The 14073-nt window shown below is 31.0% G+C and carries 14 protein-coding genes; 5 read left to right on the top strand and 9 right to left on the bottom strand.

From position 1 onward, the window contains the following. Positions 1-6: 6 nt before the first annotated feature. From pepE to ACN5J5_RS12740, 3 genes are read left to right on the top strand one after another with little or no spacing between them, the layout of a single operon-like run. Positions 7-714, top strand: a complete 708-nt coding sequence (pepE, locus tag ACN5J5_RS12750) for a dipeptidase PepE (protein WP_418645274.1) — start codon at positions 7-9, stop codon at positions 712-714. A 32-nt stretch (positions 715-746) separates the two neighbouring features. After that, positions 747-980 carry a hypothetical protein gene (locus ACN5J5_RS12745; protein WP_418645273.1) on the top strand — a complete coding sequence of 78 codons (234 nt, stop codon included), beginning with the start codon at positions 747-749 and terminating at the stop codon, positions 978-980. Continuing rightward, positions 962-1312: a hypothetical protein gene (locus ACN5J5_RS12740; protein ID WP_418645272.1), complete on the top strand. Its 351-nt coding sequence runs from the start codon at positions 962-964 to the stop codon at positions 1310-1312. The genes ACN5J5_RS12745 and ACN5J5_RS12740 overlap by 19 nt, the downstream gene beginning before the upstream one ends. Positions 1313-1479: 167 nt before the next feature. Here the strand turns inward: ACN5J5_RS12740 and folD are convergent, their stop codons facing one another. The 6 genes from folD to ACN5J5_RS12710 form a co-directional block, all read right to left on the bottom strand. Beyond that, positions 1480-2355, bottom strand: a complete 876-nt coding sequence (folD, locus tag ACN5J5_RS12735) for a bifunctional methylenetetrahydrofolate dehydrogenase/methenyltetrahydrofolate cyclohydrolase FolD (protein WP_418645271.1) — start codon at positions 2353-2355, stop codon at positions 1480-1482. 73 nt (positions 2356-2428) lie between these two features. Continuing rightward, positions 2429-3757 (bottom strand): signal recognition particle protein, encoded by a 1329-nt coding sequence (gene ffh, locus ACN5J5_RS12730; protein WP_418645270.1) that lies wholly within the window; start codon positions 3755-3757, stop codon positions 2429-2431. Positions 3758-3865: 108 nt separating this feature from the next. Continuing rightward, entirely contained in the window at positions 3866-4390 is a 525-nt protein-coding gene (locus tag ACN5J5_RS12725; RefSeq protein WP_418645269.1) for a DinB family protein, read from the bottom strand. Next, positions 4390-4944 (bottom strand): DUF1572 family protein, encoded by a 555-nt coding sequence (locus tag ACN5J5_RS12720; RefSeq protein WP_418645268.1) that lies wholly within the window; start codon positions 4942-4944, stop codon positions 4390-4392. Before ACN5J5_RS12720 ends, ACN5J5_RS12725 begins: the two co-directional genes overlap by 1 nt. 48 nt (positions 4945-4992) lie before the next feature. Beyond that, positions 4993-5460 (bottom strand): peptide-methionine (R)-S-oxide reductase MsrB, encoded by a 468-nt coding sequence (gene msrB / locus ACN5J5_RS12715; protein WP_418645267.1) that lies wholly within the window; start codon positions 5458-5460, stop codon positions 4993-4995. 2 nt (positions 5461-5462) lie between these two features. Next, complete coding sequence (locus ACN5J5_RS12710; RefSeq protein WP_418645266.1) at positions 5463-6329, bottom strand: alpha/beta hydrolase; 867 nt, start codon at positions 6327-6329, stop codon at positions 5463-5465. A gap of 125 nt (positions 6330-6454) precedes the next feature. On the opposite strand from ACN5J5_RS12710, the gene ACN5J5_RS12705 reads away from it, so the two are divergent. Then, a complete protein-coding gene (locus ACN5J5_RS12705) occupies positions 6455-7252 on the top strand; it encodes a M48 family metallopeptidase (RefSeq protein WP_418645265.1) in 798 nt (265 codons plus the stop codon). A 76-nt stretch (positions 7253-7328) separates the two neighbouring features. Continuing rightward, positions 7329-8624, top strand: coding sequence for an MFS transporter (locus tag ACN5J5_RS12700; protein ID WP_418645264.1), 1296 nt, complete (start codon positions 7329-7331; stop codon positions 8622-8624). Position 8625: 1 nt separating this feature from the next. On the opposite strand, the gene ACN5J5_RS12695 is transcribed toward ACN5J5_RS12700, so the two are convergent. The 3 genes from ACN5J5_RS12695 to ACN5J5_RS12685 all read right to left on the bottom strand — a co-directional run bounded on the left by ACN5J5_RS12695 (position 8626) and on the right by ACN5J5_RS12685 (position 14011). Beyond that, positions 8626-10251, bottom strand: coding sequence for an RluA family pseudouridine synthase (locus ACN5J5_RS12695; RefSeq protein ID WP_418645263.1), 1626 nt, complete (start codon positions 10249-10251; stop codon positions 8626-8628). A gap of 142 nt (positions 10252-10393) precedes the next feature. Then, positions 10394-12166, bottom strand: a complete 1773-nt coding sequence (locus ACN5J5_RS12690) for an AMP-dependent synthetase/ligase (RefSeq protein ID WP_418645262.1) — start codon at positions 12164-12166, stop codon at positions 10394-10396. 72 nt (positions 12167-12238) lie between these two features. After that, positions 12239-14011 (bottom strand): AMP-dependent synthetase/ligase, encoded by a 1773-nt coding sequence (locus ACN5J5_RS12685; protein WP_418645261.1) that lies wholly within the window; start codon positions 14009-14011, stop codon positions 12239-12241. Positions 14012-14073: the final 62 nt, after the last annotated feature.

Here is a 14073-nt window from a genome sequence, read left to right as displayed (position 1 = left end):
TGAGGTATGAAAAAACTTATTGTAGCAAGTACATCAACTATTCATGGTAGCGGATATTTAGAATATTTATTACCAACACTTACTGATTTTTTTAAAACCACAAGTACCATATTGTTTATTCCGTATGCAAGACCAGGCGGAATTACCTACGACGAATATACTGCTATTGCTAAAAAAGCTTTTGCTAAGATTGATAAAAATTTAAAAGGAATTCATGAATTTGAAAATCCGAAGGAAGCTTTAAAACAAGCTGAAGGAATTTTTACAGGCGGAGGAAATACTTTTGAATTGGTGAACCAATTATATAAAAACGATAGTATTGATGTTTTAAAAGAAGTTGTTGAAAACGGAGTTCCGTATTTAGGTACAAGTGCCGGAAGTAATATTTGTGGAGTAACGATGATGAATACGAACGATATGCCAATTGTATATCCACCAAGTTTTAAAACACTCGAATTTATTCCGTTTAACATCAATGCACATTATTTAGACCCTATAAAAGGTTCTACACACATGGGGGAAACTCGTGAAACACGAATTAAAGAATACCATGTTTTTAATAAAACAGCTGTTTTGGGGTTAAGAGAAGGAAGTTGGTTAGAGGTTTTAGGAGCATCAATTGTATTAAAAGGAAACTTATCCGCACGATTATTTCAAAAAGACAACGAACCGATAGAAATAGAAACGAATAATGAAATTAGTTCGTTTTTTTAATTAATACCCATACTTTTTAAATTTATATTTAGATGAAAACGATACTCAATTTATTCGTGTTTTTAATTTCTGTAACAGCTTTTTCTCAATATGAATACGCAGTTAGCAAAGAATATCCATACGGTAAATACAATCCCAAAGCTCCAAAAGAAGTTAAAGATTATGAAGACTTAATAGGAGAGTGTATTTGTAAATCAGAAAGAAGAAAACCAGACGGACTTGGGCAAAACCTGTTAAAACAAAATGGTTGTGGAAATATATTATGAACGGAACTGGAGTTCAGGATATGACTTTAAAAGCAGATGGTAGTCATGGTGGTAGTATCCGTCAATATAATAAAGATAGTTTGCGTTGGTATGTACACTATTATACTACAAAAGTGGCTTCACCAAGGTTAGGAGCATGGACAGGAAATAAAGATGAAAAAGGAAATATCGTTCTATATAAAAAGCAAAAAGCTCCTAACGGAACTGATGGTTTTTCTAGACTTACTTTTTATGATATTAATAAAAAAGGCTATAAATGGATAGGCGAGTGGGTTGATAAAACAGAAACCGTTATTTTTCCGTTTTGGAAAATATCTTGTGTTAAACCATAAATCATAGCAATAAAAAAGAGCGAAAATTAAATTCGCTCTTTTTTGTTTTATAATATACTCCTCCTAAAAAGTATTATAATATGTGTGTTACATTGTAAAGGTAAAGATGTTTTTTTGTTTAAAAATGTAAATAAACGTAATTATATAATTAAAAATATAAAACATTGTTATTTTCTTCTTTTACAAGCAAGTAAAGTATTTTTTAATAGCATTGCTATTGTCATTGGACCTACACCACCAGGAACCGGTGTTATAAATGCTGATTTTTCGGCAACTTCATTAAAAGCAACATCACCAACTAAACGGAAACCACGTTTTTTAGAAGCATCTGCAACACGTGTAATTCCTACATCAATTACAGTAACATCTTCTTTTACCATATCAGCTTTTAAAAATTCAGGAATACCTAAAGCAGCTATAATAATATCAGCTTGTAAAGTAATTTCTTTTAAATTTTTGGTTCTACTATGTGTAAGAGTAACAGTGGCATTACCAACATTTCTTTTTTGACCTAATAAAATACTCATTGGGCTACCTACAATATGGCTACGACCAATAACAACTACGTGTTTACCACTGGTTTCTACTTTATAACGATCTAATAGTTCTAGTATTCCGAATGGAGTTGCAGAAATAAATGTAGGTAAGTTTAAAGCCATTTTACCAACATTTGTTGGATGAAATCCGTCTACATCTTTATCAGGATTTACAGCCATTAATACCTTTTGTTCGTTAATATGATCGGGTAGTGGAAGCTGTACTATAAATCCATCAATATCATTATCAATATTTAAAATGGCAATTTCATTTAACAACTCTTCTTCGGTAGTTTCTTTAGGCAATCTAATTAATGAAGATTCAAAACCTACACGTTCGCAGGCTTTTACTTTTGCGTTAACGTAAGTTAAACTTGCGCCGTCATTACCAACAATAATAGCTGCTAAATGGGGCGTTTTTTGGTCTTGACTTTTTAATTCTGCTACTTCAAGAGCAATTTCTTCTTTAATGTCTGCTGATGTTTTTTTACCGTCTAGTAAAATCATTTTGTTGTTGTGTTGGTTGTTGTTAATAGTTATATATAAATAAAAAGAGAAGCCACAGCTTCTCCTTTATATATTATTTCATTCCTTTCATCATTTGCATCATTTTTCTTCCGCCGCCACCTTGCATCATCTTCATCATTTTGCTCATCTGATTAAATTGCTTCATTAATTGGTTTATTTCTTGAACAGAAGTTCCAGATCCTTTTGCAATTCTTTTTTTACGACTTGCGTTTATGGAAGAAGGTGTGCTTCTTTCGTGTGGAGTCATAGATTGTATAATAGCTTCAATTCCTTTAAAAGCATCGTCTTCAATTTCAACATCTTTTAAAGCTTTACCAGCACCAGGAATCATACCTACTAAATCTTTCATGCTACCCATCTTTTTGATTTGTTGAATTTGACTTAAAAAGTCATCAAAACCAAACTGATCTTTCGCAATTTTCTTTTGTAATTTTCTAGCTTCGTCTTCATCGTATTGTTCTTGGGCACGTTCTACTAACGAGATAACATCTCCCATTCCTAAAATACGATCGGCCATACGATCTGGATAGAATACATCAATTGCATCCATCTTTTCACCAGTACCAATAAATTTAATTGGTTTGTTTACTACAGATTTTATAGTTAATGCAGCTCCACCACGAGTATCACCATCTAATTTGGTTAATACTACACCATCAAAATTTAAAATATCGTTAAAGGCTTTTGCTGTGTTTACAGCATCTTGCCCTGTCATAGAATCTACTACAAATAAAGTTTCTTGTGGTGTTACAGCTTTATGAATGTTAGAAATTTCATTCATCATTTCTTCATCAACAGCTAAACGACCTGCGGTATCAATAATTACCACATTTTTACCGTTTGCTTTTGCGTGCTTAATGGCATTTTGAGAAATTTCAACAGGATTTTGATTTCCTACTTCAGCATATACTTCTACACCAATTTGTTCTCCAACAACTTGTAACTGATTAATAGCGGCAGGACGATATACATCACAACCTACTAATAAAACTTCTTTCGACTTTTTTGTTTTTAAGAAATTAGCCAACTTACCAGAAAAGGTAGTTTTACCAGATCCTTGTAAACCAGACATTAAAATAACACTAAGTGAGCCGCCTAAATTAACGCCAACAGTGTCTCCACCCATTAATTGGGTTAATTCATCTTTTACTAATTTAACCATTAATTGCCCAGGGTTTAACGTTGTTAAAACGTCTTGTCCTATAGCTTTTTGTTGTACTCTTTTAGTAAAATCTTTGGCAATTTTAAAGTTAACATCGGCATCTAATAAAGCTCTACGAACTTCTTTTAGTGTTTCAGCAACATTAACTTCGGTAATTTTTCCGTGTCCTTTAAGCGTGTGTAACGCTTTATCTAACTTTTCACTTAAATTATTAAACATGTGTCGGCTTCATTTTTAGAGGCACAAATATAATAATTTAGTTGTTAGATGTATAGTTTTTTAGAAGCAGTTTACAGGATTATTTTATTTTAAATAAGATAATTATAATTAATGTTTTTCTTTTAAAATATTTGTATGATGTTCGGTATGGTAAGCGGTCCACATAATAATTTCACGCACAGGCATTTTTCCCATTAATGGATGTGGAAGAATTAAGGTATCTAAATCCTGATCTTTCCATTTAGTTGTTTTGTGTTGTAGTTTTTTATTTTGAATTTGAAGTATCGAAATTAGTTGGTTAAATTTAGCTTTTGATGGAGTTTTAACGGCGATATTAAATTGTTTTGCACGTTCTTGATTTTTTAAAAGTTTATCTTGATAGCGTTTTATAATTTGACCATATAAACGAACCTCACGATTTGCTTTACCAAACTTATACTTTAATAAAAACTTTGGATAACTTAAAGCTTTATTTACTTGCTTTATAGAGTTTACTAAATGAACAATATGCTGACCTGTTGTCCATTTACCATCAGGACCTTTTTCAAAAATATCTTCAGGTTGCTCTTTTATCCAATTAAATAATTGTTGATGTTTACTTTCTAATAAATTAATGATTGCTTCTTTTTCCATTATAAATCTTCTGTAAAGTGTTTGCGTGATTTTTCTTTGCTAAATTTTTCAGCATTGTATTTTTTTGAAGTGTTTTTGGCTATTGATAATGTTTGCCAATCATCACCTAGCAACAATTTTCCTAAAAACACAATTTGCCCAACATGATAAGAATAATGACATAATTGCCTGTTTATAGCTTCGGTAATAGTATGACCTTGATTTCTGATATAAACAATCGTATTAAAATTCTCGGCTGTTATGGTATTCAAAGCATCAAATAAACATTTCCATCCCATTTCCCAATAAGCAATTACTTCTTCTTTGGTCGTAAATGAATTTATAAATTCATCATCTCTATTACGTGTTTCTTTTTCGCCATCTTCAGTTAAAAAATGAGTCCAACGAGAGTGCATGTTTCCCGAAATATGTTTGGCTATAATTGCGATGGAATTATCATCTTTATTAGGCAACCAAAAAAACTGATCATTATTTAATTGCGTAAAAGTTTTATCGCCTAAAAGTTTATAATATTCAAATTGTTTTTTTACACTTAATAGGTAAGATGCATCCATAAAAAAAGCTATTTTTAAATCAGCTCTAAGTTACATTATTTTAATAAGTTATTTATACGGAATAAATTTTAAAGCAGCACCGTTAATACAGTGACGTTTTCCTGTGGTTTCTCTTGGTCCGTCGTTAAAAGCATGTCCTAAATGACCACCACAAGTATTACATTTTAATTCGGTACGAGCATAGCCAATTTTATAATCTACATCTAATTCAACATTCTTTTTTATAGCACGGTCAAAAGCTGGCCATCCAGAACCAGAATCGTATTTATTTTTAGACCTGTATAGCGGAGTTTTACAAGCCGCACAAACATACACTCCTTTATGGTAGTTTTTATTTAACAAACTCGAGTTTTGATGCTCGGTTCCGGCCTCTCTAAGTACATGATACTGTATTGGTGTTAAGAGCGATTTCCACTCTTTATTTGTTTTAGAAACAGGATAAACTTTTTTAGTTTGTGAGCTTACAGAGAAACTGATTAATAAGATTAAGGTAAATGTAACTAAAGTTTTATTCATGTTTATTTGATAATAAAATTAACAATTTCAGAAGTAACTTTTTTATCACGAAGTATTTTGGTGTGCCCTAAACCTTCTGTAATTAAAAGTTTTCCGTTTTGTAAATTTTGACGAATATTTATCGCACAACTTACAGGAACATCTCCATCATTTGAGTCATGCACAATTAAAGTTGGAACATTTATGTTTTTAGCAACAATATTTGATGAATGCGTGTCTATATCCATTTTCCATTGTTTATCAAAAAAACGTTTCATTTTTTTAGCAACAATAGGTTTTACTGTTAAATTTTTAGTGAAGTTAAGTATAATGTCAGAAATTTTATCGCCAGCACCTACAGTTATTAATTTTTTTATTTTAAAATTAGTAGCAACACTATTATATAAGCACATGCCACCAAATGAATGTCCAATAGCGGCTTCAAAAGGGCCAAATTGTTTATCTATTTCGGTAATGCTATCTAAAAATTCGGGCATTGCAGTTGTTTTTCCTTTGGATTTTCCATGCGCAGGTCCATCAAAAGAAATAACCATATATCCTTTTTCTAATAATTTATCAGCAATCATATACAATTGCGTACTTCTTCCTGCCCAACCATGTACTAGTAATACTTTTTTTTGAGAATATCCGTAAGATAAAACTTCAATGTTTTTATCAATAGAAGAAATGTTAATTGTTTTTTTTTGAGCGCTTTCTAACATTACTTTTTCTCTTTTTGGAATAGAAAAATTAATAGGAGTAATAAAAAGTTTGTTAGCAAATTTTGCAGTTAAACTTGTTGAAAACAATTGAATTGTTTTTGCTACAAAAATAATTGGTTTAGGAACTGTTAAACTAGGAGGAAATAAGATTGAATTTTTAAAATTCATGAAATTAATTTTTAAGATAAAGATAGAAATTGTAAATTTAAACATACAATTTGTTTACTATTTTTGTGACAATATTTTTTTAACGTGTCATAAAATTAGTGAGAATTAAAATAAAACAAACTTAAATGAAAAGAATTATAGCAATATTAGTGGTTGCAGTGTTTTTAATAGAATGTACAACAGTACCTATTACAGGAAGAAAACGACTTAATTTTGTAAGTGATGCAGAGGTGTTGCCATCAAGTTTTGCACAATACAAAGGGTTTTTGGCAGAAAATAAATTATCTAAAGACGTAACAAAATCGAATCAAATTAAAAAAGTAGGTAAAAATATTTCTGTAGCTGTAGATAAGTTTATGAGAGCAAACGGCATGAAAGCAGAGGCCGATGCTTATAAATGGGAGTTTAATTTAGTAGAAGATAAAACTGTAAATGCTTGGTGTTTACCAGGAGGAAAAGTGGTTTTTTACACAGGTATTTTACCAATTTGTGCAAATGAAGATGGTATTGCTGCGGTTATGGGGCACGAAATTGCACATGCTTTTGCAAAACACGGTCAAGAACGAATGTCTACAAGTCAGTTACAACAAATAGGCGGTGCAGCAGTTGCTTTAGGAACAGAAGGTAGCGAACATGCAGAAATTTTTAATACTGCTTATGGTTTGGGTACTCAAGTTGGTGTTATGCTGCCATTTAGTAGAAGTCATGAAACAGAGGCTGATAAGTTAGGTTTGGTATTTATGATTATGGCAGGATATAATGGAGAAGAAGCTGCCGAAGTTTGGGTACGAATGAGTAAAAACTCTAAAGGAAGTTCACCAGAGTTTATGAGTACGCATCCATCAAATCAAACACGTATTCAAACGCTTAGATCTTACTTACTAGAGGCAAAAAAATTAGCAGCTAAATTTAATCATCAGTAAAAAATAAGGAGTAAATTATTTATATTATATTGCAAACCGTTCAAATTTTTTTGAACGGTTTTTTTTGTTAAGAGATATGTATAAAAGAGGAGATAAAAAGTTAATTAAAGCATGGGCGTTTTACGATTGGGCAAATTCTGTATATTCATTAGTAATTAGTACAGCCGTTTTTCCGTTGTATTATAGCGCTGTTACTAAAGGACAAACGGTTCGTTTTTTAGGAATGGATTGGGAGCATCCAGATAGTTTATATAGTTATGCATTATCGTTTTCATTTTTAGTGGTTGCACTTATTTCTCCGATTTTATCTGGAATAGCCGATTATACAGGAAGCAAAAAGAAATTTATGAAGTTTTTTTGTTGGATGGGAGGTTTATCTGTAATTGCTTTGTATTTCTTTGATGGCGTAGATACCGTATGGATTGGTATTTGGTTTACCATTTTAGCGAGTATAGGTTTTTGGGCAAGTTGGGTGTTTTACAACGCTTATTTACCCGAAGTAGCTTTGCCAGAACAACAAGACAGGGCAAGTGCAAAGGGTTTTATTTACGGATATATAGGTTCTGTTATTTTATTGATAATTAACTTAGGAATGATTATGTTTCCTGATGCATTAGGAATTACTTCTGGCATGGCATCTCGATTATCTTTTGTAATGGTAGGACTTTGGTGGATTGGATTTGCACAAGTAACTTTTCGTCGTTTACCAGATGATATTTACAATAAAAAACCCGAAAAAGATTATATATGGAAAGGGTATAGAGAATTAAAAATAGTATTTAAAGAAGTATTAAATTATCCTACTTTAAAACGTTTTTTAGTTGCTTTTTTCTTTTTAAGTATTGGAGTGCAAACAATAATTTTAATGGCAGCTATTTTTGGCTCTACAGAGTTAGGACTAGAATCTACCAATATGATTGTAACCATATTGTTAGTGCAAATTGTAGCTATTTTCGGAGCTTTAATTTTTTCTAGAGTATCAGATAAATACGGAAACTTTAAAGCATTAAAAATAACGATTGGTATTTGGATGCTGGTTTGCTTTTGTGCTTTTTTATTAGATAAATCTCAAGAAAATGTATCTCTTTATTTTTATGGTTTAGGCGCAATGTTAGGTTTGGTGCAAGGCGCAATACAATCTTTAACACGTTCTACATATTCTAAATTATTGCCAGAAACAGAAGATCATGCAACTTATTTTAGTTTTTACGATGTTACCGAAAAAATAGCAATTGTATTAGGTACTGCGGTGTACGGAGCTTTATATGCTATAACAAATTCTATGCAATGGTCCGTATTATGTTTGGCTATTTTCTTTTTAATAGCTTTTATTATCTTAAGTACCATGAAAAAAACAAAATACGTGGCTTAAGTTAAAATGGAGCAGGGGAAATAAAACTTAATTGCTTTTTTGTCTTCGGATGAATGAAAGTTATTTTCTCGGCATGTAAGTGTAATCTATTTGACTTTGTACCATATAAATCATCACCAATAATAGAAGTATTTAAACCTAAATTATGGGCAGCATGTACACGTAATTGATGAGTACGACCTGTTATAGGATAAAAATATATTTTAGTGGTATTCTCTTTAATTTTGATAATTTCCCATTTTGTGCACGCTGGTTTTCCGTGTTTATAACAAACTAACTGTTTTGGTCTGTCATCTAAATCAACACGAAGTGGTAAATTAATTTCACCTTTATCAATTTTTATAATTCCGTCTAATAAAGCAACATATCGTTTTTGTATAGTTCTGTTGATAAATTGCTCTTGTAAGGCTTTATAAATAATTTCATTTTTAGCGATTAGTAAAATTCCGGAGGTTGACATGTCTAATCGATGTACAACCAAAGGCCCAGTGGCAGTTGGATATAGTTTTTTTACCCGACTATATACCGAATCTGTAATTTCTTTTCCCGCAACAGATAACAATTCGTGAGGTTTATGAATCACAGCTAAAAAATCATCTTCAAATAAAATTTCAATTTCTTTTTTAGCTTGAAGTTGTGCCAATAACGGATTTTTAGCTACAGCCAAACCTTTTAACATGTGTTTTAAGATAGGTTTGCATTTACCAGTACAAGCCGAATAGTAATTTTGATGTTTACGAATAGACGTAGCTAATGGTTTTCCCCACCAAAATTCTGCCATACAAATAGGAGTGAGCTTGTTTAAAAAAGCGTATTGTAATAATTTAGGAGCACAACAATCACCAGCGCCAGCAGGAATATTTTGAGTTGAATTACTAAAAATAGTAATTAAATTTTCAGTTTCGTTTTTAGTATTTAAAAATTGATAATGTTTAAATATTTCTTGTTGCACCCAAGCCGAAAGCTCTTTTCGTTGTTGTTTTAATTGTTGTATTTGTTGATGAAAATGATGGTGTTCTTTTTCTAAATTAGCTAATTTTAAATTTAAATAAACGTTGTATTCACGAATGTAAAACTCTTCATTAATATTTAATTGATTGTCTTTTTTATCTTGCTGTTTTCTAAGTTTTCGTCTTGTTTTTATTTTAAGTGCTTCTTCTTTTAATAAGGTTTTATTTCTTTGTTTAAGAACAGCATATTTTTGTTTAATTTTTAATCGTTGTGGATTGTTTTTAAGAATTTCAATTTTTTGATTAATTTGATTCAGCTTTTCTTCCGTTTTTAAATAAAAGCCGTTTTTACTTAAAACATTATAAACAGGTGGTACAAAGTAATTGAGTTGTGTTACATTGGCAATTTTTCCTGAAAAAGCCGTTAAATAGCCTAGATCTCCATTATTGTTTTTAACAACTAACACACCAAACATCTTTCCTAAAGCATCTTTATCTTCAGTATTTTTTATACCAAAGTTATGTTTAAAATCTGTTTGGTTTTTTAAATATTCTTGTAACTCTTTAGCTGCTATTTTTGCTAGTAAATGCGGGGTGTAATTATGCGGATAATCAAAATTATTTGGGAGCGGTATTTTGCTAACATCAGTAGAAAAAGGAATAAATTTATCTATCATAAAAAGAAAAAGTGTTGCTTTCACAACACTTTATAAATTTAGTTTTTATATAATTTTATTTAGCGTTACTCTAAATTTAGTTCAGAATTTTATCTGAAAATAATGATTATTTGTAACGTAAAACAGCTTTGTTATCAATAATTTAATTTCTATAAATTTTTTCGTATAAATTTTTATAGATTTCTTTAATGATTTTACGTTTCATTTTCATAGTAGGCGTAAGGTGTCCACCATCGATAGACCATTCTTCAGCAGTTAGTTCAAAACGTTTAATCATTTCCCATTTCCCGAATTTAGAGTTACAAGTGGTAACTTCTTCTTGAATACGGTCAATTACTTTTGTGTTTTCTATTAATTCGGTATTATTTTCAAACTTAAGGTCGTGTCTTTTTGCCCATTCTTTTACAAACTCAAAATTAGGTTGAATAAAAGCAGCTGGCATTTTTTCGCCTTCACCAATAACCATTACTTGTTCTATAAAACGAGATTGTTTTAATTCACCTTCTAATAATGGCGGAATAACATATTTACCACCAGAGGTTTTAAACATTTCTTTAGTACGACCAGTAATTTTTAAGAAACCATCTTTATCTAACTCACCTTTATCACCTGTGTAAAAGTATCCATCTTTTAAAACTTCAGCAGTTTTTACAGGATCTTTATAATAACCTAACATTACATTAGGGCCTTTTACTAAAATCTCTCCAGATTCTGCAAATTTTAAATCTAATCCGCTAATAAGTTTACCAACAGTACCAGGTCTAAATCCGCCATTTCTAACATCATTAACTGTAATAACAGGAGAAGTTTCTGTTAAACCATAACCTTCCATAACAGGCATTCCTGCAGCTGCAAACATTTTGGTTAAACGCGTTTGTAAGGCAGCAGAACCCGAAACCATTAATTTTAAATCGCCTCCAAGAGCAGCTTGCCATTTAGAGAATATTAATTTACGAGCAATGCTTAATTTTTGTTCATACCACCATCCATTTGCTCCGTATGGTTGGTACTGAAGTCCTAAATCAATAGCCCAAAAGAATAATTTCTTTTTGATACCCGTTAAATCTGCGCCTTTTGCATAAATTTTATCGTAAATTTTTTCGTATAATCTAGGTACAGCAGTCATTACATGAGGTTTTACCTCTTGTGCATTTTCGCTTAATTTATCAATTGCTTCGGCAAAATAAATAGAAACACCACAATATTGGTATAAATACAATATCATGCGTTCAAAAATATGACAGATAGGTAAAAAACTTAGTCCACGTTCTTCTCCGTATAAAAGCGGTACTCTTTTCTCACTTGCTAATACGTTTGATACGATATTACCATGAGAAAGCATAACTCCCTTAGGTCTTCCTGTAGTACCAGAAGTGTATATTAAAGTAGCCAAAGTATCAGAAGTAACAGCGTCTTTTCTAGCTTCAACGTCATTTTGATTACTGGTGTCTTTACCAAGATCTAAAATTTCGTTCCAACTTTTTTCATTGGCAATATCTTCAAAAGTAAATACGTCTTTAAGTTTTGTATTTCCTTTAATTTGATTTAATTTTTCTAAAATTGCTGCATCAGAAACAAAACAATAAGTAGCTTCAGAATGATTTAAAACATATTCATAATCTTCCTTCGATATTGTAGGATAAATAGGTACATTTTGCGCACCTGTTTGTAAGATACCAATGTCACAAATATTCCATTCTGTACGGTTATTGGTTGAAATTATAGCGATTTTGTCGTTAGGTTGTACCCCTAAGCGCAATAAACCTCTACTAATCGTATTTGCTTTATCAATATATTCTTGAGTAGAAATTGATTCCCAATTACCGTTGTATTTGGTTGTAAAGGCTTTTTTTAAATTATAAGTTTCTTTTTGATAGTAGGGGAAATCAAAAAGACGCGTAATTTCAATCGACATAAGTTCATTTTTTTGGGTCTCGCAAATTAGGAAAAATACCTTGATTGCACAAGTTAAACCTTAAGAGTTGATTTATTGTGAATTATATATTTTTTGATATAAATTGTTGTATTTTTCTAATACAATTTTGCGTCTCATTTTTAATGTAGGTGTTAAATGACCAGCATCTACAGTCCATTCATCTGCTGTAATTTCAAAACGTTTTATTTGCTCCCATTTTCCAAACTTTTTGTTGTGACAATCTACTTCTTTTTGAATTCTATCAATTAATTTTTTATCACTTGTAACATTTTTTATGGTGTGATTATGTCTTTTAGCCCATTCATTTACAAAATCGAAAGTAACTTGAATAAGAGCGGCTGGCATTTTTTGACTTTCACCAATAACCATTACTTGTTCTATAAAACGCGACTTTTTTAGTTCGCTTTCTAAAACAGCAGGCGCTATATATTTACCACCAGAGGTTTTAAAAATTTCTTTTTTGCGATCGGTAATTTTTAAAAAGCCATCATCATCAATTTCTCCGATGTCACCAGTGTGTAAATACCCATTTTTAATGGTTTCATTGGTTTGAGCAATGTTTTTATAATAGCCCATCATTATATTATTTCCTTTCACCAAAATTTCACCATCATCAGCAATTTTAACAGTAACACCTGTAATTGCTTTACCAACAGTACCAATTTTAAATCCGTTATTTCGCATGTCGGTTACCGAAATAGCAGGCGATGTTTCGGTCATTCCATAGCCTTCAAAAACAGGAATTCCGGCAGCTGTAAATATTTTAATTAATCGAGGTTGCATAGGCGCACTGCCTGCAAGCATAAAATCTAACTGCCCACCTAAAGCTTCTTTCCATTTAGAAAAAATAAGTTTTCGAGCTATTTTTAATTGAAATTCGTACCACCAACCATTTACTTTATAAGGTTTGTATTGTTCTGCAAGTTCTAAAGCCCAAAAAAACAACCGTTTTTTTAAGCCGGATAAATCACTTCCTTTATCAACAATTTTATCAAAAACTTTTTCTAGTAAACGAGGTACAACCGCCATAAAATTAGGTGATATTTCTTTTAGATTTTCGCCTATCTTATCGATGTTTTCGGCAAAATAAATTTCGAATCCCATATATTGACAATAGTAAGAAGATGCTCTTTCAAAAATATGAGAAACAGGCAAGTAACTAATAGCTCTTTTTTTATTGCTATGTAGATTTAAAGATTTACCAACAGCAAAAATATTAGCGACAATATTTTGATGAGAAAGCATAACACCTTTTGGAGTTCCTGTAGTACCAGAGGTGTAAATTATAGTGGCTAAATCAGACGGATTAACAGCTTCTTTATGTTTTTCGACAATTGATTGTACTTCGGTATCATTTCCTAGCGATAAAAAAGAATTCCAGCTATAATCAGTATCAATTTCTTCAAAAGTAAACACTTTTTTAAGTTGTGTTTGCTCTTGCACAGCAATTACTTTTTGATACAATTCATTATCAGAAACAAAACAATAAATACTGTCTGAATGATTTAAAACATATGCATAATCTTTTTCTGAAAAAGTAGGGTATAAAGGAACATTTATAGCACCTAGTTGCAAAATACCAATATCTAAAACATGCCATTTTGGTTGGTTTGTATTTGTAATAACGGCAATTTTATCTCCAGGTTTTATGCCTAGTTTAAGCAAGGCAATACTTACTTTATTAGCTTTGTTTATATAGTTTTGGGTAGAAGTGTTAATCCAAGTATTTTCTTTTTTTGAAACAAAACATTTTTCTTGCGGATAATGTTTTAATTGATAATAAGGAAAGTCGAAAAGACGAGTAACTTTTGTAGCTTTATGCATGTAAAATCATTTGGCATAAATCTATAAAAAAAAGTTAAACAAATTACTTCTATTTAAAACAG

This window comes from Tenacibaculum insulae, assembly GCF_964512435.1.
Lineage (GTDB): Bacteria > Bacteroidota > Bacteroidia > Flavobacteriales > Flavobacteriaceae > Polaribacter > Polaribacter insulae_A.
This window is presented reverse-complemented; position numbering and strand designations above follow the sequence as displayed.

Excerpts from the sequence above, each read along its gene's own strand:
- pepE (WP_418645274.1), top strand. The coding sequence starts at position 7 with ATGAAAAAACTTATTGTAGCAAGTACATCAACTATTCATGGTAGCGGA.
- ACN5J5_RS12745 (WP_418645273.1), top strand. The coding sequence starts at position 747 with ATGAAAACGATACTCAATTTATTCGTGTTTTTAATTTCTGTAACAGCT.
- folD (WP_418645271.1), bottom strand. The coding sequence starts at position 2,355 with ATGATTTTACTAGACGGTAAAAAAACATCAGCAGACATTAAAGAAGAA.
- ffh (WP_418645270.1), bottom strand. The coding sequence starts at position 3,757 with ATGTTTAATAATTTAAGTGAAAAGTTAGATAAAGCGTTACACACGCTT.
- ACN5J5_RS12725 (WP_418645269.1), bottom strand. The coding sequence starts at position 4,390 with ATGGAAAAAGAAGCAATCATTAATTTATTAGAAAGTAAACATCAACAA.
- ACN5J5_RS12720 (WP_418645268.1), bottom strand. The coding sequence starts at position 4,944 with ATGGATGCATCTTACCTATTAAGTGTAAAAAAACAATTTGAATATTAT.
- msrB (WP_418645267.1), bottom strand. The coding sequence starts at position 5,460 with ATGAATAAAACTTTAGTTACATTTACCTTAATCTTATTAATCAGTTTC.
- ACN5J5_RS12710 (WP_418645266.1), bottom strand. The coding sequence starts at position 6,329 with ATGAATTTTAAAAATTCAATCTTATTTCCTCCTAGTTTAACAGTTCCT.
- ACN5J5_RS12705 (WP_418645265.1), top strand. The coding sequence starts at position 6,455 with ATGAAAAGAATTATAGCAATATTAGTGGTTGCAGTGTTTTTAATAGAA.
- ACN5J5_RS12700 (WP_418645264.1), top strand. The coding sequence starts at position 7,329 with ATGTATAAAAGAGGAGATAAAAAGTTAATTAAAGCATGGGCGTTTTAC.
- ACN5J5_RS12695 (WP_418645263.1), bottom strand. The coding sequence starts at position 10,251 with ATGATAGATAAATTTATTCCTTTTTCTACTGATGTTAGCAAAATACCG.
- ACN5J5_RS12690 (WP_418645262.1), bottom strand. The coding sequence starts at position 12,166 with ATGTCGATTGAAATTACGCGTCTTTTTGATTTCCCCTACTATCAAAAA.
- ACN5J5_RS12685 (WP_418645261.1), bottom strand. The coding sequence starts at position 14,011 with ATGCATAAAGCTACAAAAGTTACTCGTCTTTTCGACTTTCCTTATTAT.